This window comes from Vibrio chemaguriensis (genome assembly GCF_012275705.1).
Classification (GTDB): Bacteria; Pseudomonadota; Gammaproteobacteria; order Enterobacterales; family Vibrionaceae; genus Vibrio; species Vibrio diabolicus.
Map to the genome: position 1 here is coordinate 248,636 of NZ_SHOE01000003.1, position 23,685 is coordinate 272,320.

The window sequence follows — 23,685 nt, forward strand, 5'->3', positions numbered from 1 at the left end:
CCTTCTACAATAGCAAGTTGTGCGCATTATTTCATTAAGAACAAGCTTATATTCAGGTTCTAAGATTAAGAACCTGCTCACTTTAGTGTTTGATAAAGTAATGTTTTAAGAATTAGGCACAAAAGCTATTACTAATAAGTCAGTTCAACTGAGATACGGATAACGAACAACGATGGCAACAACGGACATTACCATCAATGTTTGTGCGGAATAGTAGGTCACCATGACGACTTGTCGCGAAAATACGGATCGTCCCCCGAAGCGTTCAAAAGCTAAGACGGTACCAGAAACGATGAAGATAAAGCTTCCGAGCACTGCAAACGAGGACGATTGTGTTTTTCCACTCAAATAATACTCGATAGCAGCCCAACACATGGTCATCAATACCAATATGTAGCTGGCAACCGGGAGCTTTTCTTGACCAAGGTCCGGTCGAAACAACCAATAGAAACACACACCGAGTCCAAATAAAGCAATAGGGAGCCAAGGCGTAAAATGCCAAGCGGACATGATGGTAAAACCGTAGCTATAGGAGAGATGTGCAGAGCAGAAGAGCACTAATCCGGTAATAAACTTATCTCTAGGGAGCATTAATAGTAGATCACCAAGCAACGAGAGCGATAAGCCAACCAAAATCCAATGCGTGTATGGCATATGATAGGCAGGAGACTGGATTAAAATCCCAAGCATACAGAGCACTGGTAATGGTTTGGATACGTAGAAGACCCACTTAGGACCTTTACGGATACTGATGATATGTATGAATGCTAATACGACAACAACTAGCCACATAAAATGGATTCTCGAACAGACAAGCTAATGTAGTGGATAACTACAACAAATAAAAGGTCCATTAAATGAGTAAGTTAGACCTTTGAATTCAATTTTATTTTTGTTTGTGTAAAGCTGGACAGTTGTCTCTTTACTGACCTACACGATCAATGAGTTTGTAGGGATTAATCGTTATTTTGAGGAGTTCCCGAATTTGAACGTGATGAAGCTTACAAAATAGCATAAAAAAACGGTATTGTGACCGTTAAGTCACAATACCGTTAAACCCTAGAAAGGGCAGTGAACTGTTTTTGCTGTTAGGCAACAGCGAGTTCTAAAATTTCACGACTACGTTCAAGAGTAATCGCTTGGTTTTCACCGAGAACGGTCATTCCGTGTTTGTTGAGTTGTTCGATGATGGCATCGATCGCTTGTTCACGACTTTCACCATAGTTTTCTAGCTTAGTTGCGACATCAAGTTGATGATAAAACGCTTCGATCGCTTCGATGGTACGTTCAGCAAGGTCGTCTCCAGCTTCAAGTCCAAATACGTTGCGACCCATTTGCTCTAGCTTAGGACGTTTAAATTGCATTTGGTTGCGAAGTAGCGATGGTTGGACGATTGCAAGAGAACGTGCATGATCGACGCCCCATAGAGCCGTTAATTCATGGCCGATCATATGTGTCGCCCAGTCTTGTGGAACGCCACTACCAATTAACCCGTTCAATGCTTGGTTAGCAGACCACATTAAGTTTGCGCGCCACATATCGTCGTCTCGCTCGGCAAACTGTTCTCCGAGTGTTTTTAAGGTTTTCAGCAGTGTTTCTGCATAGCCATCTTGAACCATTGCGCCAGTAGGAAGCGTCAAGTATTGCTCACATACGTGCACCCATGCGTCAACAATGCCGTTGATAAGCTGGCGTTCTGGAAGTGTTTTCATTACATCCGGGTCTAACACAGCAAATTTAGGCTGTACTGCTGGAGACATGAACGGAAGCTTGTCTTGAGTTTCTTTTTTAGTGATGACTGCGCCCATGTTTGACTCTGAGCCTGTTGCTGGCAGTGTCAAAATTGCAGCTAGAGGCGTCGCTTCAGTGACTTGGTGTTTACCAATCATGATATCCCAGCCATCACCATCATACTTAGATGCTGCTGCTACGTATTTAGAGCCATCAATGACTGAACCACCACCTACAGCAAGAATAAAGTCAACACCATGTTCTTTTACCATTGCGACCGCTTTATCGAGTGTTTCTTTGGTTGGGTTGGGCTCAACACCAGAAAACTCTAGCCATTCATGTCCCTCTAGTGCTTCTGAGACTTGGTCGTACACGCCATTTTTTTTAATTGAGCCACCGCCGTATACCACTAAAACTTTTTGGTCGGATGGGATAGCTTCTTTGATTGCAGCGATTTGTTTTTGACCAAAGAAAATCTTGGTTGGGTTTACATAAGAAAAGTTCATTATTAGCCCTCTTGCTTCCAGTAAAGGAGATTGAATACGTGCATATTAGTCCTGATTAACGTTCGTTAACAGGTCGATTTCTGCAAATAATTTGCCTATTTCTACAAAATTAATGCTCTTGAACTAGAAAGTTAAAGTTGAGAGGAAGTATAGTGCTCACAATAATAATAGAGACCAAACTCGTTGGTCATTGATGGAGCGCTCTAATGCACACTCTCGCAGATATCATGCAGCAATATGTTGAAAAGCAGGGACTGCATGACTTAGAAGGTATGAAGAAAACCGCAATAGATGGCGTATGGTTTTATCGCAGTAGCAAAGGAAATCATCGACAGCCGTTTGTCTATCAGTCTGGCATTATTGTTTTAGGTCAAGGACATAAGAACATTAATATTGGTGATACACCTGTCCAATATGGGCCCGATGATTACCTTGTCGTAGGAGTTCCCATGCCCCTGGAGTGCGAAGCGTTTGCGACAAACAATGAGCCTTTACTTGGCATCTCGATAGATATTTCGCCAACGCTTCTTCATAAGCTCGTTAAAAAACTTGAGGCTGAGAAATTCAGTAATAAGTGTCTGGATGCTACCCGTTGCGGCCTTAAATCGGTACGCATGAGCGAAGGTATGCTGGATGCATGCAAGCGACTAATGAGCGCGTTGTGTAATGAGCTTGATGTTGTCATGCTCGGTGATCTACTTCTTGAGGAAATTGTTTATCGCACTTTGGTAAGCAAAGAAGGGTATGTTTTATTTGACTTAGCACACCAAGAAGGCTCTTACGCTAGAGTGGCCAAAGCACTGAATCGTGTTCATCAAGCGTACCATGAACAGTTGAGCGTACAAACATTGGCAGAAGAAGCCAATATGAGTGTGTCTGCTTTCCATCAAGCTTTTCGCAATGTCACGCTTGAATCTCCGTTGCAATACATTAAGAAAGTTCGACTTAATAAAGCGCGCGAGTTAATCCAGTTGGAGGGGCGACGTGTTAATGATGCCGCGAGACTGGTCGGGTACACGAGCCCATCACAGTTTAGTCGCGAGTACAAGCGACATTTTAATGAAACGCCAAGGTCAACAAAGGCTTAGTGATCTTTATTTCAAAATAACGACTTTTTTTGCCTTTTTTATTAATTTGCGAGTGACATATTTATTTGATTTATAAAATTAGTTACTGGTGCCAAATAATAGGTACGTTGTTGCAAGCATTTAGTGGATTGTTGCGAGGCGGTGTGGAAAACTCGTAAATAGATAGTGTGAAATCACCAACTTGTACTTAAGTTATTTTACGTCGAAATAAAAGTATAAGTGCGCTTTGTTTAGCGCATTTAGTATTGTTTTAACAATAACTTAAGGAAGAGCGATTATGCACCTTAAAAACGGCAACGCAGTGAAAAGCGTGTTCACACTAAGCACTCTCACCGCTTCTTGTCTTATGGCCTTCAATAGCTACGCAGCGGTTGACTGTGCCCCTCTAGAAACTTGGCAATCATCAAAAGTTTATAACGGTGGTGACCAAGTTCAACATGAAGGTAATGCTTACAAAGCACGTTACTGGACGCAAAACAGTAACCCAGCGCAATCAGGTGAGTGGGGCGAGTGGGAAACACTTGGCGCATGTGATGGCACTGGACCGGTTGATCCACCTCAGAATGAAGTCCCGACTGTTACTCTGACATCGCCTTCTGCGTCGGCTTCTGTGACTGCGGGGGATGTTGTTAACCTAGCTGCAGATGCAGCAGATACCGATGGAACCGTTAGCAAAGTAGAATTCTTTGTTGATGGCGTATTAGTTGGTCAGGCAACGTCTGCGCCTTATGCTGCGTCATGGACAGCGACTGAAGGCCAGCACGAATTCTCTACTAAGGCGTATGATGATGCAGGTGCAGTGAGCACAGCAAGTGCTGTGACGTTAACTGTGGCACCAGCACAACCTGGTAACGAAGCGCCGACAGTGGATGTTGCGCTTTCTGCGACTTCTATTGACTTGGGTGGCTCCGTCACACTGACTGCGAATGCCGCAGATGCGGATGGCACCGTTGCTAAAGTTGATTTCTATGTGGCGGGCGTCCTTGCTGGCACCGCAACAACTGCGCCATACACGCTTGATGTAACGCCTTCACAAGCTGGTTCGCTAAGTGTTTATGCGAGAGCAACCGATGATGCTGGAGCAACAGCAGATTCTGCACTCGCGACGTTAACGGTAAACGGTGGCGCGGTGACATCTAACTGCCGCCCTGATGGCTTGTATCAAACAACGGGTGTAGACGTTCCTTACTGTTCTATTTATGACGAAGAAGGTCGCGAGAAAATGGGCGCCGATCACCCACGTCGTGTGATTGGTTACTTTACTAGCTGGCGCGCAGGTGAGGACCCTCAATCTACTTACCTTGTTAAAGATATTCCTTGGGAGCAACTTACTCACATTAACTACGCGTTTGTGAGCATTGGTTCTGATGGTAAAGTAAACGTTGGTGACGTTAATGACCCTAACAACCCTGCTACGGGTAAAACTTGGCCTGGCGTTGAGGTAGATCCTGCTCTTGGCTTTAAAGGTCACTTTGGTGCGCTCGCGACTTACAAGCAAAAACATGATGTTAAAACGCTAATCTCTATCGGTGGTTGGGCTGAAACGGGCGGTCACTTCGATACGAATGGCGATCGTGTGGCTGACGGTGGTTTCTACACCATGACGACGAATGCAGACGGTTCTATTAACCATGCTGGCATCGAGAAGTTCGCAACTTCAGCCGTTGAAATGATGCGTCAGTACAAGTTCGACGGTCTGGATATTGACTATGAATACCCAACATCAATGGCTGGTGCTGGTAACCCTTACGACAAAGACTTCATGGAACCACGTCGTCAGTATCTATGGGCGTCTTACCAAGAGCTGATGAAAGTATTGCGTGAGAAACTTGACGCGGCATCCGCGCAAGATGGCATTCATTATATGCTGACTATCGCAGCACCATCTTCAGGTTACCTACTGCGTGGTATGGAAACCTTCGATGTAACTAAGTACCTAGACTACGTAAACATCATGTCTTACGACTTGCATGGGGCTTGGAATGATCACGTTGGTCACAACGCAGCATTATTCGATACAGGTAAAGACTCGGAGTTAGCCCAGTGGAACGTATACGGCACTGCTGCATACGGTGGTATCGGTTACTTGAACACAGACTGGGCTTACCACTATTTCCGTGGTTCTATGCCAGCAGGTCGTATCAACATCGGTGTTCCTTACTACACCCGTGGTTGGCAAGGTGTTACTGGTGGTGAAAATGGCCTATGGGGCCGAGCTGCACTACCAAACCAAGCAGAGTGTCAACCAGGTACCGGTGAAGGGGAGAAGAACAACTGTGGTCACGGTGCTATTGGTATCGACAACATGTGGCACGATACCGACCCTAAAGGCAACGAAATGGGCGCTGGCTCTAACCCAATGTGGCATGCGAAGAACTTAGAAAATGGTATCTGGGGCTCTTACGCAGCCGCGTACGGTCTGGATCCAGTTAACGATCCTTCAGATAAGCTTGTTGGTACATATACTCGTCATTACGATAGCGTTGCTGTAGCGCCTTGGTTGTGGAACGCAGAGAAGAGCGTGTTCCTGTCTACGGAAGATAAAGCTTCTATCGAAGTGAAAGCTGATTACGTTATCGATAAAGAAATCGGCGGTATTATGTTCTGGGAACTGGCAGGTGACTACAACTGTTACGTACTGGATGCAAATGGTAATCGTACGGCAGTAGATGCAACTGAACAAGCTTGTGCGGCTGGTAATGGTGAGTACCACATGGGTAACACTATGACCAAAGCTATCTACGACAAGTTTAAGTCTGCAACACCGTACGGTAATAAAGTCGCGACGGGTCCGACACCAACAGAAGCGGTAGACATTGCAGTCAGCGTTGGCGGCTTTAAGGTTGGCGACCAAAACTACCCAATTAATCCGAAGATCACGTTTACGAACAACACTGGTCAAGCGATCCCTGGTGGTACTGAATTCCAGTTTGATATCCCAGTATCAGCTCCTGATAACGCGAAAGATCAATCTGGTGGCGGTTTGAAAGTCATTGCTTCTGGACATACTCGAGCAAACAACATCGGTGGCTTAGATGGCGTAATGCACCGCGTATCGTTCTCTCTACCTGCTTGGAAAGATTTACCTGCGGGCGGTACTTACGAGCTTGATATGGTTTACTACCTACCAATCTCTGGTCCGGCTAACTACTCAGTGATTTCTGGTGGTAAAGAGTTTGCGTTCAAGTTTGAACAGCCAGAACTACCAATTGGCGACCTAAATGCAGGCTCGGGTGATGGTGGTACTACTGAACCAGGTACGTGTGATACGACAGGTTTAGTGACATACCCAGCTCTACCACAAACGGATTGGGCTGGTAACCCAAGCCACGCTAACCAAGGTGATAAGATCATCCACAACGGTGTGGTTTACCAAGCGAACTGGTGGACAGCGGCTGAGCCGGGCACAGATGGTAGCTGGTCAACGGTATGTAACATCTAATTATTATGTATTATTTGTTATAGCCTAACGTTAATAGGCACTTAAACAAAAGCGCACGATGATGATCGTGCGCTTTTTTGTTGCGATGGTTTGTCGTTTAGTCGAATTGGTAACTTTCGGGTATGACGACAATACCTTTGTCTGAGATTTTAAATCGCTTCGCATCTTCTAGTTTGTTGATGCCAATTTGAGTATGTGGCGGAATACGAACATGTTTATCAACTATGCAGTTGACCAACTGACTTCCTTCACCGACCTCTACGTCATCAAAAATGATGGAATCGACTACCGTGGCACTGTCTTGAATGCGTACGTTAGAGGAAATAATGGAATGCTGTACTGAGCCTCCAGAATTGATGACACCGGTAGCAATGATGGAGTTAATAAAAATACCTTCATTGCCCGTGGCTGACGATACAGTACGAGCTGGTGGAAACTGCGGCTCGTAAGTACGAATCGCCCAATTGGATTGATATAGGTTCATTGGTGGTACTGGCTCTAGCAGATCCATATTCGCTTCATAGAAGGAATCAATGGTACCCACGTCGCGCCAATAGCAATCTTTATCGACGCGCCCTTTACTGCCACAGAATTGATAAGCGTAAACGGATTCCGTATCAATCAGCTTAGGTATGATGTCTTTTCCAAAGTCATGACTTGATGAATCGAGTTTTGAGTCGTCTTCGAGTGCTTCTTTTAAAACATCCATATCAAAGATATAGATCCCCATAGAAACGAGGCTTCTAGTTTTGCGTCCAGGAAGGGTGGGTGGGCATTCTGGTTTTTCTATAAATGAAGTAACTAGCCCGTTTTCTGCGGTGCCCATTACCCCGAATGCTGAAGCATCCTCTACGGGAACATCCATACAGGCAACGGTGAGCTTAGCACCTTTCTCTTTATGCTCTTCAAGCATTGCGGCGTAGTCCATTCGATAGATATGATCGCCGGATAACACAACCACATACTTCGCATCATTGCGCGATAGTAACCACATGTTGTGATAAATCGCATCAGCAGTTCCTTCATACCATGCACCACCTTTGCGCATTTGGGGTGGAACCGCAGTAATGTACTCGCCAAGCTCTGGGTTGAATATTGACCAACCATCTCGCAAGTGTTTTTGAAGTGAATGAGATTTGTATTGGGTCAAAACAAGGATTTTACGTAAACCTGAGTGTAAACAGTTGGTTAGTGTGAAATCTATAATTCTATACTTTCCGCCAAAAGGTACTGCTGGCTTGGTTCTGTCATCGGTGAGTGGGCTGAGTCTAGACCCCATCCCTCCAGCTAAAATTACGGCGAGTGCGTCTTCCATATTATTCCCTTTCCCTTTTTTGCATGCATCAAAACGGTGCTAACCAGGAGGAAGTGGTGTACAGCGCAGAGGTTTTGAAAGTGCATGTGCTGATGTGTTTACTACTGCAAACTTTAGTACAAGATTCGAGCCATAGAATATCTCTTTAAAAATCAAAGGGGTTAAAAGTTCATCGCAAGGTAATTGCACCACATTAGTGAAGTGCTAAGTAGGCCGCGCATCAAATTGGCGCAAGATTATAGGGAAGGGGGAGAAAATAAGTATGGATTTACAATGTAAAGTGAGGATAAAACAGTGAGATAAAGATAATCAAGCATGTCTCTTCGTCTGTTCAAAGTGAGTGGATATAGAAGTAAACCACTCACTCTTTAAACGTGCTTCCTTTATAGTCAACTATACGTTGTTGCTACACTAAGAGAGACCGACGATATTTCCTTCATCATCAAGGTCTAAATTCATAAATGCAGGTTTATCAGGCAAACCTGGCATCGTCATCACCGTGCCTGATAACGCATACGCAAACCCAGCGCCAGCACACAGACGTAACTCGCGGATAGGGACGGTAAAACCTGTCGGCGCGCCTTTGACAGCGGAATCTGTTGTTATCGATAGTGGAGTTTTCGCTATGCAAACCGCTAAGTTGTTAAAACCTAGATTTTCAAAATGGTTGAGCTGTTCAGTAGCAAGGGAACTCATTTCTATATTGGCGGCACCATAGCCAGCTTCACACACAGCCATGAGTTTTTCGTGTAACGATTGTTCTTTACTGTATAAAGGACGAAACTCTGTAGGCTGGGTACAAGCGTCAATAACATGTTGAGCTAACTGAGTAGTGCCTTGCCCGCCTTGCGCAAAAGCGGTGCTGATAGCGACTTTAACTTCCGGATTAAACTTCTGAACCAGCTCTTTAAGTATTTTAAGCTCTTTCTCACAATCTTGCGGAAACTGGTTAATAGCGACAACAGCTGGAATGCCATATTTATGGACGTTATTAATGTGCCATTTTAAGTTTTCAAATCCCGCTTCCAATGCTGCTTGGTCTGGATTAAAAATGGAATCTGGAATGGCCATACCTGGTCGTAAATCGTAGTGTCCAGAATTTGCTTTGAGGCCGCGTAATGTCGCTACTATCACTACACAATCTGGCGCCTTGCTGGCGGCGGCAGCTTTAATGTTACACGCTTTCTCAAATCCCATGTCCGAACCAAACCCCGCCTCTGTTACTGTGTAACTTGATAGCTTTAGCGCGATGTCGTCGGCAATAATGGATGAATTTCCATGGGCGATGTTCGCAAACGGGCCTGCGTGAATCAACGTAGGAACACCTTCCAGAGTTTGCATCAGTGTCGGTGCAATGGCCTCTTTTAATGTCACTGCCATTGCTCCTGCAACTTGCAGATCCTCCGTGGTTACGGGGTTTCCGTTCAAATCGTACGCTACGACAATTTTCCCGATACGCTGACGTAAATCTTTCAAATCTTTAGCCAGTGCAATGATAGCCATTAACTCAGACGCGGCAGAAATATCGAACCCTTCGTCGCGTTCGAATCCATTGATGACTTTTCCTGGCTCATTTAACCCAATTTTGACTTTACGTAGTGCACGATCATTATGGTCCATTACTCGTTTCCAAGTAATGCTTGCCGTATCGATTTTAAGTGCCTTTAATCCAGTACGTGCTTCAAAGGCATCATAGCCTTCGCGCTGTTCATGATACAAGCGAGCATCAAGCGCGGCTGAAGCTAGATTATGCGCCGCCGTCACCGCATGGATGTCACCAGTAAGGTGCAAGTTCAGTTCTTCCATTGGAGCAACTTGGGAATAACCACCGCCAGCAGCACCGCCTTTAATACCGAATACAGGTCCCATAGAAGGTTGTCTAATACATGCGATAACGGATTGTTCAAGCTTAGCTAAACCTTGCGCCAGTCCGACTGTTGTAACGGTTTTTCCTTCGCCAAGTGGGGTAGGAGTGATCGCAGTAACAAGCACAAGCTTACCGTTATCATTCTCTTTGAGCCGATCCAAACATTTTGGATGGACTTTGGCTTTATGCTTCCCGTGAGTGTCATATTCTTCGGGTAATAACCCTACTTTTTCCGCAATAACATCAATAGAAGAAAGTGGTGTGTTTCGGCAAATTTCAATATCTGACTGCATGGATAATCCCTAAAGTGACTCGCAGGTAGTGTTGAAAAACAATCTGAGTTGGAGCAAGTATTATTGTTGGGCAAACGTTTGCTCGGTGATAGTACGGTTTCGATTCGGTATGTAAAGAGTTTACTGCTCTATACTGTGCTACATACTAACAAAATCTACTAATTACTGCGCCAGATCAAAACAAAAAGGCCACCAAATGGTGACCTTGATGTATTTTTAGCTTTAAAGCTGTGATCTTAACGATCCCAGTAAGTTTCTTCTAAGCTATCTTCTCGTTCAGGAAGTGCTCGCGATAGGCGAGGAGAGTGTTGCGTCAACACTTCATAGCTTACTCGGTTTGCATATTTACAGATCTGAGAAAGTGATGAGTAAGTCAAACAGCGTACTTCGTGCTTTTCTGAGTTAGGCACTTCTTTTTGATGGAAAGAGTTTGCAGCCATATCATGCAGTAAAGCAGAAAGCGCCGCATCACCTGCGCCGTTGGTGTTCTTAATCTCTAGTGGACCACCCAGGTAAGGACCAATGTAAGAGTATACCTTAATTGGCTTCTCACAATCTCCTTTACGCATCGCACGACTAAATTCGTATTGGTTAAAGGCTTCAATTGAACCTTCAAGAATGTCGTGTGTGGTTTCTCGTTTTACTTTTTCGTCGGTGTAACCTGCCATGTATAGGCCATTTGGCCCTGCAGTACATAGAACAAGATCGACCCACTCAAGTGCTTTATCAGCAGCCGCTAGCGGTTCTGTCTCGCCTGTTAATGCGGCGCCTTCTTCTTCATTCATTGCAACAACAGATATGTTCTCGCGAATGTACTCTTGCCACCACTGCGCGTTACCTTCGATAACGTATTTTGTGCCTAAAGTTAGTACAACAGGGACATCGTGCTTCTTGGCAAAGTCGATCGCTTTTTGTACTGCTTTCGGCATTGGATCCTCTTCTTTACCGCGCATTAGGTAAGAAGAAACAACCAGAGCTGATGCTTTCTCAAAGATCTCTTCAGGAATGCTTTCCGGAAGTAGTTGGTTCATGTGACCTTCATTGATAGCAAATGTGCGTTCGCCATCTTGAGAAATCAGGGTATAACAACGACCAATAGGACCATCTACCGTTTGTAGGTGGTTGAGGTTCATGCGTGAAGACGTGCGGCAAAGGTAACGGTAAGCAAAAGAACCAACTTGAATGTTCTTGGACATCACACCGAGCAAAACGGATTTGCTATCCGCCAATACTGAGTAATTGTGGAGCGTGTTGCCAATCGTGTCACCTGGGTATTGGTGTGTGATTAGGCCTTGCTCAACCAGTTCTTCGTAAAGTGCATCTGCTTTGCTTTCTTCAAGAACGAGTGAATGTCCTTTACTTAGGTTGTATTTTTCTAAAAACGCATCATCTACACGCGCTTCGATATCTACGATGGTTTGACCGACACCAACAATAGTTGGGCGATATAGCTTAGGCGCTTGTCGGATTTGGTTTACTAATGGATCTCGAGCGTGAGTTGGGAAGTAGTGTTTAGATTTACGCTGACCAGGAAACTTCATGCTTGTTCTTGAGTGAGAAAAAAAAGAGACGGGATTGTATCACAAAAAAATGAAAATCGTGGCGTTTTATTACAAAGAAGTTCGCCCGCTGAAAAAATCAGCGAGCTGGAGAAATTGCGACCAAGATAGCCTAAATTACTGATGCTTATAGTACTGCAATTGGTCGCTTTTCAGATTGTTGATCGGTTATTCTCTTTAACAACGAGCTTGGAGCTACCCAAAATTAGCTGCGTTACTTTTTCACTTCAGTTGGTTCAACGTAAGCCTTGGTGCCCCAAAGTGGAACCGTCGATAGGCTGTGCTTAAAGCTACCGTCTGTCTCTTTTGTTGTGTAAGACAGGTAGAGTAAGGTTTGGTTGTCTGCATCATAAATTCGGCGAACCTTCATGGTTTTGAAGAAAATACTTTTTGACTTCTTAAATACAATTTCGCCAGACTTACTTTTATCTATTTTTGCAATCATTTCCGGCGTGATTTCGCCAGTCTGACGACATGATATTGAGCTGTCACTTGGATCCGCTAAGCTAAAATCGGCTTCGATAGAAGCTATATGACACGTTACCCCCGTGACTACCTCGTCTTTTAATTCACCTACTTTGATGTCTTTCAAAGTAAACCAACCGAGTCCTACATCAGCAACATCGTTATCTGAACAACCAACCAGCGTAGTAGCAAGCAATGCACTTAACAGCATCTTTTTCATTATTTTTGTCCTTAACTAGGAAAGATATTGATGAAATCTATCAGAGGTTTGCAACTAAAACAAAATTTAGCCAAGGAAAGGTCTACGTACGCTAGGTTTGTTGTAGGCTTCATGCTAATGTACTGCTCTAAACGAAATGATGAGTTAGAGTGACCATACTTTCTCCCAATATGTTTGACTTTATATCGCTTGTCGCTCTGTCTAAGCTTCACTCTATGTGAGAATGAAACACTTTGCACATTTCGTTTTGCAACTAAGGTATCAAAATGAATGAACAACAGTTAGCCAGTATCGAGCGTAAAAATACATGGCTGTATGATCTGGTTGAAGTTGAATTTCCAACACCAGAGAGTCTGAAAGGGCGTGATGTCTATTTCAAAGCACTAGAACAAGCAACCTATCAAGTGGTCGACAAAGACACGCTACTTGAGAGTAATTCTGAATTTAGCTCTGACGATATTTTTCTGGTCGATTTTCACCGGCTTACTATCATGTTTTCTGTCCTGCAGTCTCAGCGTTGGGATCAACAGTACGATAAAGATATGATTGTGGAATATCTCACTCAGATAATTCTAACGCCAGATTTTGAATTATATGTTGGTTTTAAATCTGGAGCTCCAATTGGTGCCGCTATTATTAGCCACCTTGAAGGAAACACGCTTATCTCTGATGTCGCGGTTTCTGAATCAAAATACAAGAGTTCGTTTGTGGCGGATCTTGCTAAAAGACTAAGTACCGAACACAAGCTTTTAGATTCGGTGATTATTGAAAGCTAATTTGCGCACTCAAATGCATAAAAAGCAAAGCAAGATGACGATAGGTGATCTTGCTTAGAAAAACTGTAATTGCTCCCCTCTATTTCCATGAAATGCCAAGCTCGTCGTTTCAACAATCCCAAACTTAAATAAGATTAAGCCAACATTTTTAAAATCAGCTAGGGCATTAGCCTTTAAGATGTCTGGAGATGGCTATGGCAATTACCAATATTAAGTGCGTGATATTTGATTGTGATGGTACGTTGGTCGATAGTGAACGATTGTGTTGCCAAGCTCTCGTCAATGTATTTAACCTGCATGGCGCAGAATTAACGATGGAAGAGTGCGTTTCTCATTTTAAAGGAGGAAAGCTCGCTGACATTCTTTTAGATACTAAAGAGCTGAAAGATATCAAAGTCCCTATTGATGTCTTAGAGCCGCAATACCGTGAAGAAGTCCAGTCTCTTTTTGTTCGCTACTTACAGCCGATGGATGGCGCAAAGCGATTAATTCAGTTTTTAGATTCGCATAATATCGAATATTGTGTCGCGTCCAATGGGCCGAAAGATAAAATAGAATACGCATTGGAGTTAACAGGATTGCTCGATGCTTTCCAGGGGAAAGTGTTCTCTGCATTCGATGCGAATAGTTGGAAGCCTGAACCTGACTTAATTATGTACAGTGCAATGAGCATGGGCTTTTTACCGAGCGACTGCCTTTATATTGATGACACACCTAAAGGCGTAGAAGCGGGATTAAACGCTGGCATTAAAACCGTACAGCTATTTAATGGTGAGGCAATCAATCGTGTTGATGATGAACGCGTAATTCGCATTCAACATTTAGATGAATTAAAAGAGCAGCTATTTAGCTGCTCTGTTTAATCTCTTAATGGCACACCGTACTTAAGCTATGGATATGTTTAAGTTTGGACTGTAGGTAAGGGGTTTGATGTAGGCATTGGATGGATGAGAAGCTTTTTGTATGAAATCCGCAAGCAGCGCATGTGAATTTCTCTCCATCCGATGAAATGAGATATTCATCCCCCTGGCAGAGAGGGCAACTTAGGTTTTCGATGTCTTTTGTATCTTTGTAATTATTCATATTGTTTTCCAGCAGCAAATTGGAATTGGCAGGATTAAGCATAGCGGAACGCTTTGTTTATGAACATTATTTCATCAGGTACAGCGAGAACTTGAGATTCACTTCAAATATCCACTTGTGTGTAGTAGAAAATATCGACGATAACGGCTGAAAACGGTTTAAAGAAAAGGGCTCCTGAGGAGCCCTTGTTGATCATAAATGCTGCAAAGTTATGCTGTGCGGTAGCGTTGTAATACCTCACCAAGAGACACTGACGCCTGAGTGAGATTAGCTACCCCTACGGTAGATTGCTCTGCAACTTCTCTGATTGTGCTCGACTGGCTGCGAATTTCTGAAAGCTCAGATGCAATATCGTTGGCGACTGCGCTTTGTTCTTCTGCTGAGGTGGAAATTTGGATACTCATGTCCATCAATGAGCGTGCGGATTCAGCAATGGACGTCACATCATGACCAATTTCATCAATAAGCTGGCTACTGGTTTGCGCTTGTTGAACGGTTCGATCAGTGATTGAAGCAATGTTCTGGCTTTCGGCTTGTAGTTTCTCAATCATGGCTTGAATTTCTACTGTTGCCTGTTGAGTTCGGCTTGCCAATGTACGCACTTCATCAGCAACCACAGCAAATCCACGACCTTGCTCCCCGGCGCGTGCCGCTTCAATTGCCGCATTCAGAGCCAATAGGTTGGTTTGTTCTGAAATGGCATTGATCGTTGTGATAACGTCATTAATCTGCGTCGTGTTTTCATTTAAATTGGTTACTGATGTGGAAGCCTGTTCAATATAGCTGGATAACGTCTCAATTTCTCCAATCACATTTTGCACGCGATTTCTGCTTAGCTCGATCTTTTGAGCATCCTGATCGGATTGCATCGTCGCTTGTTGGGAAATGCTGGATACTTCTTTTGCAGAGGCTGTCATTTCTTCCATTGCTGTCGCGACGGAATCGAGTGTTTGATATTGATGAGATATCTGCGTTTCGCTCAACTGCATATCTTTTTCGAATGCAGAAGATGTCTCACTCAATGTAGCCGCATTATTTTTCACACTGTTAACCAGTTCACTTAAGGTGTCCATAGATTTATCTAACGCGCAACCAATGGTGCCAAACTCGTCTCGGCCAGGATGAAAACCAAGGCGAGAGGTTAAATCACCTTCACCAATTTTTTCGGTTGTCGTATATAAAACCCACAGGGCGCCTCCTATAAAGGTCGCAACCCAGTAAGAGAAAAGGGCAAAAGGAACAACCCATAAAAAGCTGAGTAACAGAGAGGTTAAGGCTGACGACTTTGCAGATTCGTATTGCGCGGATACGTTTTGAGTCAACTTAATCACTTCGCCAGAATGCAACTTTGCATAAGCGGTGACAGAGCCATCAACAAAAGAGCTCTCGCTTACGCGACTTGATTTCGATACGCCGTCAATTTGTGGAACATGACCTGGTTGAGCGTCAACAATACCAGAAAGTTTCGCTTCGCTAGCAGAAATCGCTTGTTGTTTAAATTGTTGTATTTCATTGAAGTAGCGGCTTCCAGCCACAGAAGTGAGGGCTACTAAAAACAGCAGGAATATAACCCACATTTTGTCGTTGATAGACATCTTGATAAACAGCCTGTCTATCGTTCTAAACTCAACTTCTCTCATTTAAAGCTCCATTAGAGATAAAAGATATTGACCAAATCTATTGCTATATCGAAACAAAATATGCGAAGTTAATCAGCAAAATATGTAACGAAAACTAAATTTAGTTTAAGAAATGAGATCTAAGGACGCCTATAACGGTATGTTATATCTTTAAATTGACATAAATATTGATAAAAGAGCTATTTCTCTGAAGTGCTAAGTAGATATGAAATCTGGTTGCAAACGTTTACTTTTGATTCTGCTCATAGGTTTTTAAATCTTTACTTCTCGCTGTCATGAATGTGTCATATAAAGACTATAAAAAGGAGTTGTTGACGTGGATATGGCAAGGCCAAGCCGTCAGCAAGTACAAGCAAGAGAGCTTAAAATAAAGGAGGTCACAATGAGCGACCAATACCAAAACGATGAGAGCCTAGAGCTGCTAGATGCGCTTGAAATTGGCATTATCTTGTCGGAATACGTTGGCTCAGACAACGAAGCCGAATAGCGGAACACTCTCATCTCGTCGTAATTGACGTTATACTAAGTTCATGTCACACCAAGCCTTAAAGGCCAAAACTGGCGTCGGATGAACTTTCTAGCCCACCTGCATATCGCAGACCACTGTAACAGCCATTTATTGGGAAACTTGCTTGGAGACTTCGTAAAAGGAGATCCAAGCAAGCTGTATGAACGTGATATCTCGAACGGCATCAAATTACATAGATTTGTTGACCGCATTACTGATCACCATCCTATTGTTAACGAATGCAAACCTCACTTCAAAGGTACTGCGCGGCGCTTTGCCCCTATCGCTCTCGATATGTTCTGGGACCATTGTCTCGCAAAACACTGGAACGACTTTTATGCCGTATCTCTCGAACACTTTGTCGACTTGGCATACGAGCGAGTAAACCGTGACGTTAATGAACATTTGCCGCCGCGCTTTTTGGTGCTCCACAGCAGGATGTGGCACGGTCGATGGCTTCAGTCATACCAAGACCTGGATAATATCGAATTTGCACTACATCGAATGTCGCAAAGAAGCCCGAGAATGGCTGACCTTACTACAACATTTAAAGTGATTGAGAGTGATTACACAGTATTGGAAGAGAAGTTCTCGACACTCTATCGAGACGTTTTACGCCAGTCGTATGATTTTCACCAACATCTTATTGATTCAGCCCAATGAAATAGAAAAGTAGTATGGCTATTGGGGCTCTGGTAAACTCTGCGCTCCAAAAATAATGAGGTTACACATGTCTGTTAATTTTGCTGACTTAGGTATTGAACAAAAGCTAATCGAGACGCTAAGCAATCTAAATATCGTGACGCCAACACCAGTGCAAGAAAAGTCTATTCCACATGTCCTTGAAGGAAAGAACTTACTTGCTGCTGCACAAACTGGTACGGGGAAAACAGCTGCGTTTGGTTTACCTATTATACAAACCGTTCAGCAAAAGAAACTCAACGGTACGCCTCAAGCATTGGTTTTGGTTCCAACACGCGAGCTTGCGCAGCAGGTATTTGATAATTTGAATCAGTACTCTGCACAAACCGAACTTCGCATTGTGTGTGTTTATGGTGGTACAAGCATTGGCGTACAAAAGAGGAAGTTAGAAGAGGGCGCTGATATTTTGATTGCAACACCAGGCCGCCTTTTGGATCATCTGTTTAATGGCAACGTAAACATCTCCAAAACCAGTATGCTCGTTCTAGACGAAGCCGACCGTATGTTAGATATGGGATTCTGGCCTGACTTGCAACGCATCTTCCGACGTTTACCCGCCGAAAAACAGATTCTGTTGTTCTCTGCGACATTTGAAAAGCGAATAAAGACTATTGCGTACAAACTCATGGAATCGCCGGTTGAAGTTGAAGTGTCACCAGCAAACACGACGGCTGAAACGGTAAAACAGATGGTTTATCCGGTAGACAAAAAGCGTAAACGTGAATTATTGGCGTACTTGATTGGCTCGCGCAATTGGCAGCAAGTGCTTGTATTTACAAAAACTAAGCAAGGTAGCGATGAGCTAGCAAAAGAGCTTAAGTTAGATGGCATAAAAGCGGTTTCAATTAACGGGGATAAGTCACAGGGTGCGCGTCAAAGAGCGTTGGATGAGTTCAAACAAGGTAAGGTGCGTGCGTTGATTGCGACAGATGTAGCAGCACGAGGACTGGATATTCAAGAGTTAGAGCAAGTGGTGAACTTTGATATGCCATTTAAAGCCGAAGATTATGTCCACCGTATAGGCCGTACTGGCCGTGCAGGAAAGTCAGGTTTAGCTGTCTCTCTAATGAGTCGAGATGAAGAATATTTATTGCATGCTATCGAGAATTTGCTTGATCAACGACTACCGCAAGAATGGTTGGCAGGCTTCGAGCCAAGCCTTATAGAAGAAGTCGAGCCTGAGAAAAATGGTAATGGACGCCGTCGAAGCCGTTCATCAGAGAAGCGTAAGCTAAAAGCAAAATTAGCGATTCATAAGAACCGTGGTAAATCACGTAACTCTCGCTAAACCGCACAAACTTTTGTTGTTACATAGTCAGGCTGTTTTTGCCTCTTCATAAACGTCTAACGTTTGCGGGATAGCGAGTAGGTATCCTTGATACATATCGAAACCGAGTTTTTTCATTAAGTTAAGTTGATGCTCGGTTTCAATTCCTTCGATAACGGTTTTAGAGCGCAACGTTCTTGCTAGTGATAATGCATCGACTAGAGCTTTCCAGTCACCATTTTCGTATCTCAGCATTAGCGAGCGGTCCATTTTTATTATGTCTGGACGAACGCCTTTCACTCGTTCAATTGTTGATGCATTGACGCCATAATCGTCGATCGCCAATTTAAACCCGCCTTGGCTTAATTCACGAGCTGCTTGCGACAAAGAGGACTCGTCTTCTACGTTCAACTCAAGCAACTCCATGACGATTTGTTCATTTACTAAATGAGATTGATAAATGGTTTGTTTTAGCAGCCTATTGTACGTGATGTCTCTGGCTAGTATTTTTGCTGCTTCTGGTAATACATTAAGAAACAGTTGTTTATTGTGAAAGTGAGATTGGGCAAAGTTTTTGATATGAATTAGGCGACTTAAGCGTTCGACATTGAGTAGGTCTTGAGCGGCAATGGTTTTTGATTGGAAAAACTGATCTGGCCTGATCATGGTGCCATTAGCATTGGTAATTCTTACTAGTGCCTCAAGGCCAACGATAGAAATATCTTTTTTATATATAGGTTGAAAGACACTTCGAAGAGTGAGCTTTGCGTATTTCGCAATATATTGCCCGTCGGCTTGTTTGCGGATGCAACTAAGGAGTTGCGAGGTGCTCATCATTGTTACAACAACCTAAATCAATGCTTCTACATCAGCGCTATCGCGCTAACTTTTTATTTCATTGGCACTGAATCTAAGTGGGCTCATGAACTCAAGCAAGAATGATGGTAAGAGATGATTAGATTTGTCGAGTGATATCAAACAAATTGATGAAATGACTGACCATCTTCCTATTGCAATTTGATGTTACCATTGTAGTACTGCATACAGTTGTAAGTATTTTCTGACCAACTGTTGTTTGTTCGAGCGACGTAAAGGATGACCAAACTTAATGTAACAAGGACTGATGCCAAATCGAGTGTCTAACGATTGCGTGAGCTGCGATTCGCTGGTGTACAGCGTGATGCCTTGCTCCGTGTATTCGTTGATCTGATCGGGCAGTTCACCCATCCACCAATGAAGCAACTCTCGGCTCGTTTTGCTGCGACTGATCCAATGATCACAAACTAAAAAGAGTAGATCATTCGGTTGCAGCGCATAACCATATTCGCTTTGCCATTCCGTAATTGATGAGAGTAAGTTCTCTCGACAAGATTTTCCCGCACTGACCATATGGTGGCTCAGGACCCAAACCGTACCTATTTCGGATGAAATACGATAGTGATGAGGCAGATCCGGCGTATTTAAAACTTCAATTGGTTTTACCACGCTGTTGTATCCGAAGTGACGGAAAGTGTGTTCCATTCGTCTTGAAAGCGCGAGACCAAGATGATGCTCACTCATGCCTTGGTTATGTACCGCAGGGTAATGCTTTTCACACAGCTTAAGACAGTCGTCTTGAAAATCATTAACACTTTGAATCACTAGGTCGAGTAGCAAAGAATATCCCTTAATAATTAACAAAACGAACTGCAAAAGGTTAGCATAGTCTTTTGAGAATAGACTAATTTACTTCGGCAACTTCTTGATCTAAACACCAAATTTCTCACAAATGATCGCGCCTACTCTTTAAGAGAGCAAGACGATAGAAGCACACATAGAACAAAATTCTGAAAAAGGGCAAAGATGATAAAGTTAGAACGTGCACAAAAAGAAACGCTGGCAACCGCCATTCAAGATTATATGCAGGACGAACTAGATGTTGAGATTGGCCAGTTCGATAGTGAATTTCTTATTGATTTCATTACAGAAAAACTAGGGCCAATTTATTACAACAAGGGGGTGGAAGATGCAAAATCACTGGTTGAACGTAGAATGTTAGAAGTGTCCGAAGAGCTGTATGAGATAGAACAAGAAGTTAAGCTGTAAGTTTCAGTTTTATAAACGATTTAAAGTTCCTTCAAAAAATTCGAACAACTTGATAGATACGGTGCCATTGGCTGGATGTAAATGATGGTAAATAATCTATTTCATATGACGTAAATAGGTTAATGTAGTGTTTCTTGCTCAACATTAACTTAGGAATATATCTAGGAACTTGAGATGGATACACTGGTAAAGAATTACAACCTTACTGCACGCGTGATGCACTGGTTATCTGCGCTGTGCATTATTGGTCTATTTGCAGTGGGTTTGTGGATGGTCGACCTTAGCTATTACAGCGAATGGTATCGAACTGCGCCACATTACCATCGCTCTGTCGGTATTTTACTCGCTATTTTAACTTTGGCACGCATTGTATGGAAACATGTTACGGCGTCACCAAAGGTAGAAGGCAAACCTTACGAAGTGCTTGCTGCTAAAGCAGCGCATGGTGTTATGTACCTACTATTGGTCACCATCTTTGTTTCAGGTTACCTCATTTCAACGTCTGATGGACGCGGTATCGAAGTGTTTAATTGGTTTACCGTGCCAGGAGCGGGAGAGTTATTCCCAGGACAATCAGACATAGCGGGTGAAATTCACTTCTACGCAGCTTGGGCCGTCATCCTGATAGCAGGTTTGCACGCTATTGCTGCGCTTAAACACCACTTTATCGATAAAGACAACACATTAAGAAAAATGTTAGGAGCTTCAAAATGAAAAAGTCACTCTTCGCTACAGGATTAGCTATCGCTATGGCACTACCATTTGGTGCGCAAGCTGCAGATTATGTCATCGATACCAAAGGTGCTCACGCTTCAATTAACTTTAAAGTTAGCCACTTGGGTTACAGCTTCATCAAAGGTCGTTTCAATACATTTTCTGGTGACTTTTCTTTTGATGAGAACAACATTGCTGATTCAAAAGTGAATGTTGTTGTTGATACAACTAGCTTAGACTCCAACCACGCTGAACGTGACAAGCACATTCGTAGTGGTGACTTCATTGATGCTGGCAAATACAGCGAAGCGACCTTTAAAAGCACAAAAGTGGTTGATAAAGGTAATGGCAAGCTAGATGTAACTGGTGATCTAACGCTACACGGTGTTACTAAGCCTATTACTATCGAAGCTGAATTTGTTGGCGCAGGTAGTGACCCATGGGGTGGTGAGCGCGCTGGCTTCGTTGGTAACACTCGCCTTGAGCTTGCTGACTTTGATATCCCAGTAATGGGTGCTTCAAGCTATGTTGATATGGAACTTCATATCGAAGGCGTTAAGAAGTAACGAACTTCTTTTAGATACAGTAAAAGCGCTCTTCAACGAAAGAGCGCTTTTTTATTACCTCAATCACAATCGACAACATTGGCAAGCAAGTCAGTGACAGCGATTGAAAGCCAACAGACGTTGCAAGCGTTTAATGAATTACGCTGTTTCTAACTCGTTTTTTTCTACTAGGTTTAAACGCTCACCAAAAATCGGGCGTAGTGCTTTTAATACTTCAGTACGAGTAACAACACCGACCATCTGGCCATTTTCAAGTACAGGAAGTACTTGTGGCTTGCTCACTTTGATGCTTTTTGCGCGTTCTTCTAAAGATAAAGACGTCATGCGAGTGGCGATGCCCATGCTGCTCGTTGGGTACAACTGCTCTTTATCGATACATAGGAATTCGACAACATCAACGAGACGATCACCAGCATCAATTGCGACCACATCGCGGCTCATGATGTCGACGACTTTTTGGTCTTTCACCGGAATGTAGTCCTCACACCATAGTTCTACCATCACATCGTGAGCAGAGAAGAAACCAACCAATCGATTTTGTACGTCTACAACAGGTGCGCTAGTTACGTTGTTGTCAAGTAGCACATCCAGTGCGATTGCTATCGGTGTTTCTGCACTGATGGTAACTGGTTTTGGGTTCATAATGTCTTTAACAAAAGATGCGTTTTTCATGGTGAAATCCTTAACTGACGAGAGTGTTGTAGTCGTTGTGATAGAAGATATATTCGCTGCTTTTAGTTCTGGTCGGCGAAAAATACACCAGTTTGCAAGACCAACTAAAACCGCTCCGCCGACGATGTTGCCAAGCGTGACAGGAATTAAGTTAGCGGTAATAAAGTGGCCAATATTTAAGTCTGCGTACTGTGAAGCGGGCACACCGACGGAGGCCCAAAAAGACTCAGGTGCAAAATTCGCGATAACAATGCCAAGTGGAACCATAAACATGTTCGCGACACAGTGTTCAAAGCCACTGCTGACAAACATGGCCACAGGCATGATTGTCATTGCTGCTTTTGTCATTGCATTTGCAGAGCTAAACGTTAACCAAATCGCGAGGCAGACCAATAGGTTACAAAGGATGCCGAGCGCAAACGCCTGAATGAGAGTGTGATGAAGCTTGTGCTGCGCGATGTTAAGCGCATTTAACCCCCATTGACCGCTATCCATTTGATAAAGACCAGCTGCAGTAACTAGCGCAAGTAGGAACATCGCACCAATGAAGTTGCCAACGTAAACCTTGCCCCAAATAGAAAGCATTTTTCCGAACGAGATTTGCTTATTGGCCCATGAGATACTGGAAAGAACTGAGCTGGTAAATAGTTCACCGCCGCAGATCACGATGAGGATCAAGCCCATACTAAATGCTAATCCGCCAGCAAGACGGCTTAAGCCCCAACCAGCGCCAGCGCTGCCAGTAGTCACCGTGATGTAAAACAAGAACGCCAATCCAATGAACGCGCCCGCCATGATGGCAAGACTCAGTGTCATACTGCTGGTTTTGTTTGCTTTACTTAACGCAAATTTTTCCGCTTCAGCCATCATTTCTTTTGGAGAAAAGTACTGGTGATTTTGAGAGCTGGTCACCGCCATATTGACTCCTTAATTTGTAATCGCATAAAAACTCCTTGGTTATTAACTCAAAAATGAAATTGTTGTTTTTATTTAGAAGCCTCAATGACTTCAGTCTCAAAGTCATTGAGGCTTGCGGTGTTCCCGAACCGCACAGTCAGAATAAGGAGAAGGGTTTGGTAGGTAAAATTGATAATATTTAGAAACCTCATCAAATTAATTGATAACTTTATGCGGCTAGGTAAAATGAACTCTATTGCTTATTGGGGCATGTTTTTAACGATTGTGA

General features: G+C 43.4%; 19 protein-coding genes. 9 read left to right on the forward strand and 10 right to left on the reverse strand.

Going from position 1 to position 23,685, the window contains the following annotated elements:
- Positions 1 to 144: 144 nt before the first annotated feature.
- Both EX191_RS05185 and EX191_RS05190 read right to left on the reverse strand, forming a co-directional pair.
- Entirely contained in the window at positions 145 to 792 is a 648-nt protein-coding gene (locus EX191_RS05185) for a lysoplasmalogenase (protein ID WP_104972557.1), read from the reverse strand.
- Between the two features lie 296 nt (positions 793 to 1,088).
- Positions 1,089 to 2,237, reverse strand: coding sequence for an iron-containing alcohol dehydrogenase (locus tag EX191_RS05190; RefSeq protein WP_006742257.1), 1,149 nt, complete (start codon positions 2,235 to 2,237; stop codon positions 1,089 to 1,091).
- A 206-nt stretch (positions 2,238 to 2,443) separates the two neighbouring features.
- On the opposite strand from EX191_RS05190, the gene EX191_RS05195 reads away from it, so the two are divergent.
- Both EX191_RS05195 and EX191_RS05200 read left to right on the forward strand, forming a co-directional pair.
- A complete protein-coding gene (locus EX191_RS05195) occupies positions 2,444 to 3,325 on the forward strand; it encodes an AraC family transcriptional regulator (protein WP_193447282.1) in 882 nt (293 codons plus the stop codon).
- A 277-nt stretch (positions 3,326 to 3,602) separates the two neighbouring features.
- Complete coding sequence (locus EX191_RS05200) at positions 3,603 to 6,767, forward strand: chitinase C-terminal domain-containing protein (protein ID WP_193447283.1); 3,165 nt, start codon at positions 3,603 to 3,605, stop codon at positions 6,765 to 6,767.
- A 97-nt stretch (positions 6,768 to 6,864) separates the two neighbouring features.
- Here EX191_RS05200 and glgC read toward each other — a convergent pair whose 3' ends face one another.
- The 4 genes from glgC to EX191_RS05220 all read right to left on the reverse strand — a co-directional run bounded on the left by glgC (position 6,865) and on the right by EX191_RS05220 (position 12,486).
- Entirely contained in the window at positions 6,865 to 8,082 is a 1,218-nt protein-coding gene (gene glgC, locus EX191_RS05205; protein WP_193447284.1) for a glucose-1-phosphate adenylyltransferase, read from the reverse strand.
- Positions 8,083 to 8,493: 411 nt separating this feature from the next.
- On the reverse strand, positions 8,494 to 10,242 hold the full coding sequence (locus EX191_RS05210) for a formate--tetrahydrofolate ligase (RefSeq protein WP_193447285.1): 1,749 nt from the start codon (positions 10,240 to 10,242) through the stop codon (positions 8,494 to 8,496).
- Between the two features lie 236 nt (positions 10,243 to 10,478).
- Positions 10,479 to 11,783 carry an inosine/guanosine kinase gene (locus tag EX191_RS05215; RefSeq protein ID WP_193447286.1) on the reverse strand — a complete coding sequence of 435 codons (1,305 nt, stop codon included), beginning with the start codon at positions 11,781 to 11,783 and terminating at the stop codon, positions 10,479 to 10,481.
- A 232-nt stretch (positions 11,784 to 12,015) separates the two neighbouring features.
- Positions 12,016 to 12,486, reverse strand: coding sequence for a CreA family protein (locus tag EX191_RS05220; protein WP_005397614.1), 471 nt, complete (start codon positions 12,484 to 12,486; stop codon positions 12,016 to 12,018).
- 266 nt (positions 12,487 to 12,752) lie between these two features.
- Here EX191_RS05220 and EX191_RS05225 point away from each other — a divergent pair, with 266 nt between their 5' ends.
- The gene (locus EX191_RS05225) at positions 12,753 to 13,262 is read left to right on the forward strand and encodes a hypothetical protein (RefSeq protein WP_006742250.1); all 510 of its coding nucleotides are present in this window, start codon (positions 12,753 to 12,755) and stop codon (positions 13,260 to 13,262) included.
- Between the two features lie 194 nt (positions 13,263 to 13,456).
- The gene (locus EX191_RS05230) at positions 13,457 to 14,125 is read left to right on the forward strand and encodes an HAD-IA family hydrolase (protein ID WP_182033651.1); all 669 of its coding nucleotides are present in this window, start codon (positions 13,457 to 13,459) and stop codon (positions 14,123 to 14,125) included.
- Between the two features lie 429 nt (positions 14,126 to 14,554).
- Here EX191_RS05230 and EX191_RS05235 read toward each other — a convergent pair whose 3' ends face one another.
- Positions 14,555 to 15,985, reverse strand: a complete 1,431-nt coding sequence (locus EX191_RS05235; protein WP_005397610.1) for a methyl-accepting chemotaxis protein — start codon at positions 15,983 to 15,985, stop codon at positions 14,555 to 14,557.
- 568 nt (positions 15,986 to 16,553) lie between these two features.
- Between EX191_RS05235 and EX191_RS05240 the strand changes: the two genes are divergently transcribed.
- The gene (locus EX191_RS05240) at positions 16,554 to 17,156 is read left to right on the forward strand and encodes an acyl carrier protein phosphodiesterase (protein ID WP_193447287.1); all 603 of its coding nucleotides are present in this window, start codon (positions 16,554 to 16,556) and stop codon (positions 17,154 to 17,156) included.
- Positions 17,157 to 17,223: 67 nt separating this feature from the next.
- Positions 17,224 to 18,483: a DEAD/DEAH box helicase gene (locus EX191_RS05245; protein WP_167394224.1), complete on the forward strand. Its 1,260-nt coding sequence runs from the start codon at positions 17,224 to 17,226 to the stop codon at positions 18,481 to 18,483.
- A 27-nt stretch (positions 18,484 to 18,510) separates the two neighbouring features.
- Here the strand turns inward: EX191_RS05245 and EX191_RS05250 are convergent, their stop codons facing one another.
- Complete coding sequence (locus tag EX191_RS05250) at positions 18,511 to 19,299, reverse strand: EAL domain-containing protein (RefSeq protein ID WP_005395532.1); 789 nt, start codon at positions 19,297 to 19,299, stop codon at positions 18,511 to 18,513.
- Between the two features lie 186 nt (positions 19,300 to 19,485).
- Positions 19,486 to 20,118, reverse strand: coding sequence for a hypothetical protein (locus EX191_RS05255; RefSeq protein WP_193447288.1), 633 nt, complete (start codon positions 20,116 to 20,118; stop codon positions 19,486 to 19,488).
- Positions 20,119 to 20,304: 186 nt separating this feature from the next.
- Here EX191_RS05255 and EX191_RS05260 point away from each other — a divergent pair, with 186 nt between their 5' ends.
- From EX191_RS05260 to EX191_RS05270, 3 genes are all read left to right on the forward strand, one after another.
- Positions 20,305 to 20,547 (forward strand): DUF2164 domain-containing protein, encoded by a 243-nt coding sequence (locus tag EX191_RS05260; RefSeq protein ID WP_005395529.1) that lies wholly within the window; start codon positions 20,305 to 20,307, stop codon positions 20,545 to 20,547.
- Between the two features lie 174 nt (positions 20,548 to 20,721).
- On the forward strand, positions 20,722 to 21,261 hold the full coding sequence (locus EX191_RS05265; protein WP_012842319.1) for a cytochrome b: 540 nt from the start codon (positions 20,722 to 20,724) through the stop codon (positions 21,259 to 21,261).
- Positions 21,258 to 21,827: a YceI family protein gene (locus tag EX191_RS05270; RefSeq protein WP_005395526.1), complete on the forward strand. Its 570-nt coding sequence runs from the start codon at positions 21,258 to 21,260 to the stop codon at positions 21,825 to 21,827. Before EX191_RS05265 ends, EX191_RS05270 begins: the two co-directional genes overlap by 4 nt.
- A gap of 138 nt (positions 21,828 to 21,965) precedes the next feature.
- On the opposite strand, the gene focA is transcribed toward EX191_RS05270, so the two are convergent.
- Positions 21,966 to 23,417, reverse strand: a complete 1,452-nt coding sequence (focA, locus tag EX191_RS05275) for a formate transporter FocA (protein ID WP_012842317.1) — start codon at positions 23,415 to 23,417, stop codon at positions 21,966 to 21,968.
- Positions 23,418 to 23,685 lie beyond the last annotated feature (268 nt).

Coding starts and splice junctions, on each gene's coding strand:
- EX191_RS05270 (WP_005395526.1), top strand. CDS start 21,258: ATGAAAAAGTCACTCTTCGCTACAGGATTAGCTATCGCTATGGCACTA.
- EX191_RS05215 (WP_193447286.1), bottom strand. CDS start 11,783: ATGAAGTTTCCTGGTCAGCGTAAATCTAAACACTACTTCCCAACTCAC.
- EX191_RS05190 (WP_006742257.1), bottom strand. CDS start 2,237: ATGAACTTTTCTTATGTAAACCCAACCAAGATTTTCTTTGGTCAAAAA.
- EX191_RS05195 (WP_193447282.1), top strand. CDS start 2,444: ATGCACACTCTCGCAGATATCATGCAGCAATATGTTGAAAAGCAGGGA.
- EX191_RS05185 (WP_104972557.1), bottom strand. CDS start 792: ATGTGGCTAGTTGTTGTCGTATTAGCATTCATACATATCATCAGTATC.
- EX191_RS05235 (WP_005397610.1), bottom strand. CDS start 15,985: ATGAGAGAAGTTGAGTTTAGAACGATAGACAGGCTGTTTATCAAGATG.
- EX191_RS05250 (WP_005395532.1), bottom strand. CDS start 19,299: ATGATGAGCACCTCGCAACTCCTTAGTTGCATCCGCAAACAAGCCGAC.
- EX191_RS05245 (WP_167394224.1), top strand. CDS start 17,224: ATGTCTGTTAATTTTGCTGACTTAGGTATTGAACAAAAGCTAATCGAG.
- EX191_RS05210 (WP_193447285.1), bottom strand. CDS start 10,242: ATGCAGTCAGATATTGAAATTTGCCGAAACACACCACTTTCTTCTATT.
- glgC (WP_193447284.1), bottom strand. CDS start 8,082: ATGGAAGACGCACTCGCCGTAATTTTAGCTGGAGGGATGGGGTCTAGA.
- EX191_RS05225 (WP_006742250.1), top strand. CDS start 12,753: ATGAATGAACAACAGTTAGCCAGTATCGAGCGTAAAAATACATGGCTG.
- EX191_RS05260 (WP_005395529.1), top strand. CDS start 20,305: ATGATAAAGTTAGAACGTGCACAAAAAGAAACGCTGGCAACCGCCATT.
- focA (WP_012842317.1), bottom strand. CDS start 23,417: ATGGCGGTGACCAGCTCTCAAAATCACCAGTACTTTTCTCCAAAAGAA.
- EX191_RS05220 (WP_005397614.1), bottom strand. CDS start 12,486: ATGAAAAAGATGCTGTTAAGTGCATTGCTTGCTACTACGCTGGTTGGT.
- EX191_RS05265 (WP_012842319.1), top strand. CDS start 20,722: ATGGATACACTGGTAAAGAATTACAACCTTACTGCACGCGTGATGCAC.
- EX191_RS05240 (WP_193447287.1), top strand. CDS start 16,554: ATGAACTTTCTAGCCCACCTGCATATCGCAGACCACTGTAACAGCCAT.
- EX191_RS05200 (WP_193447283.1), top strand. CDS start 3,603: ATGCACCTTAAAAACGGCAACGCAGTGAAAAGCGTGTTCACACTAAGC.
- EX191_RS05230 (WP_182033651.1), top strand. CDS start 13,457: ATGGCAATTACCAATATTAAGTGCGTGATATTTGATTGTGATGGTACG.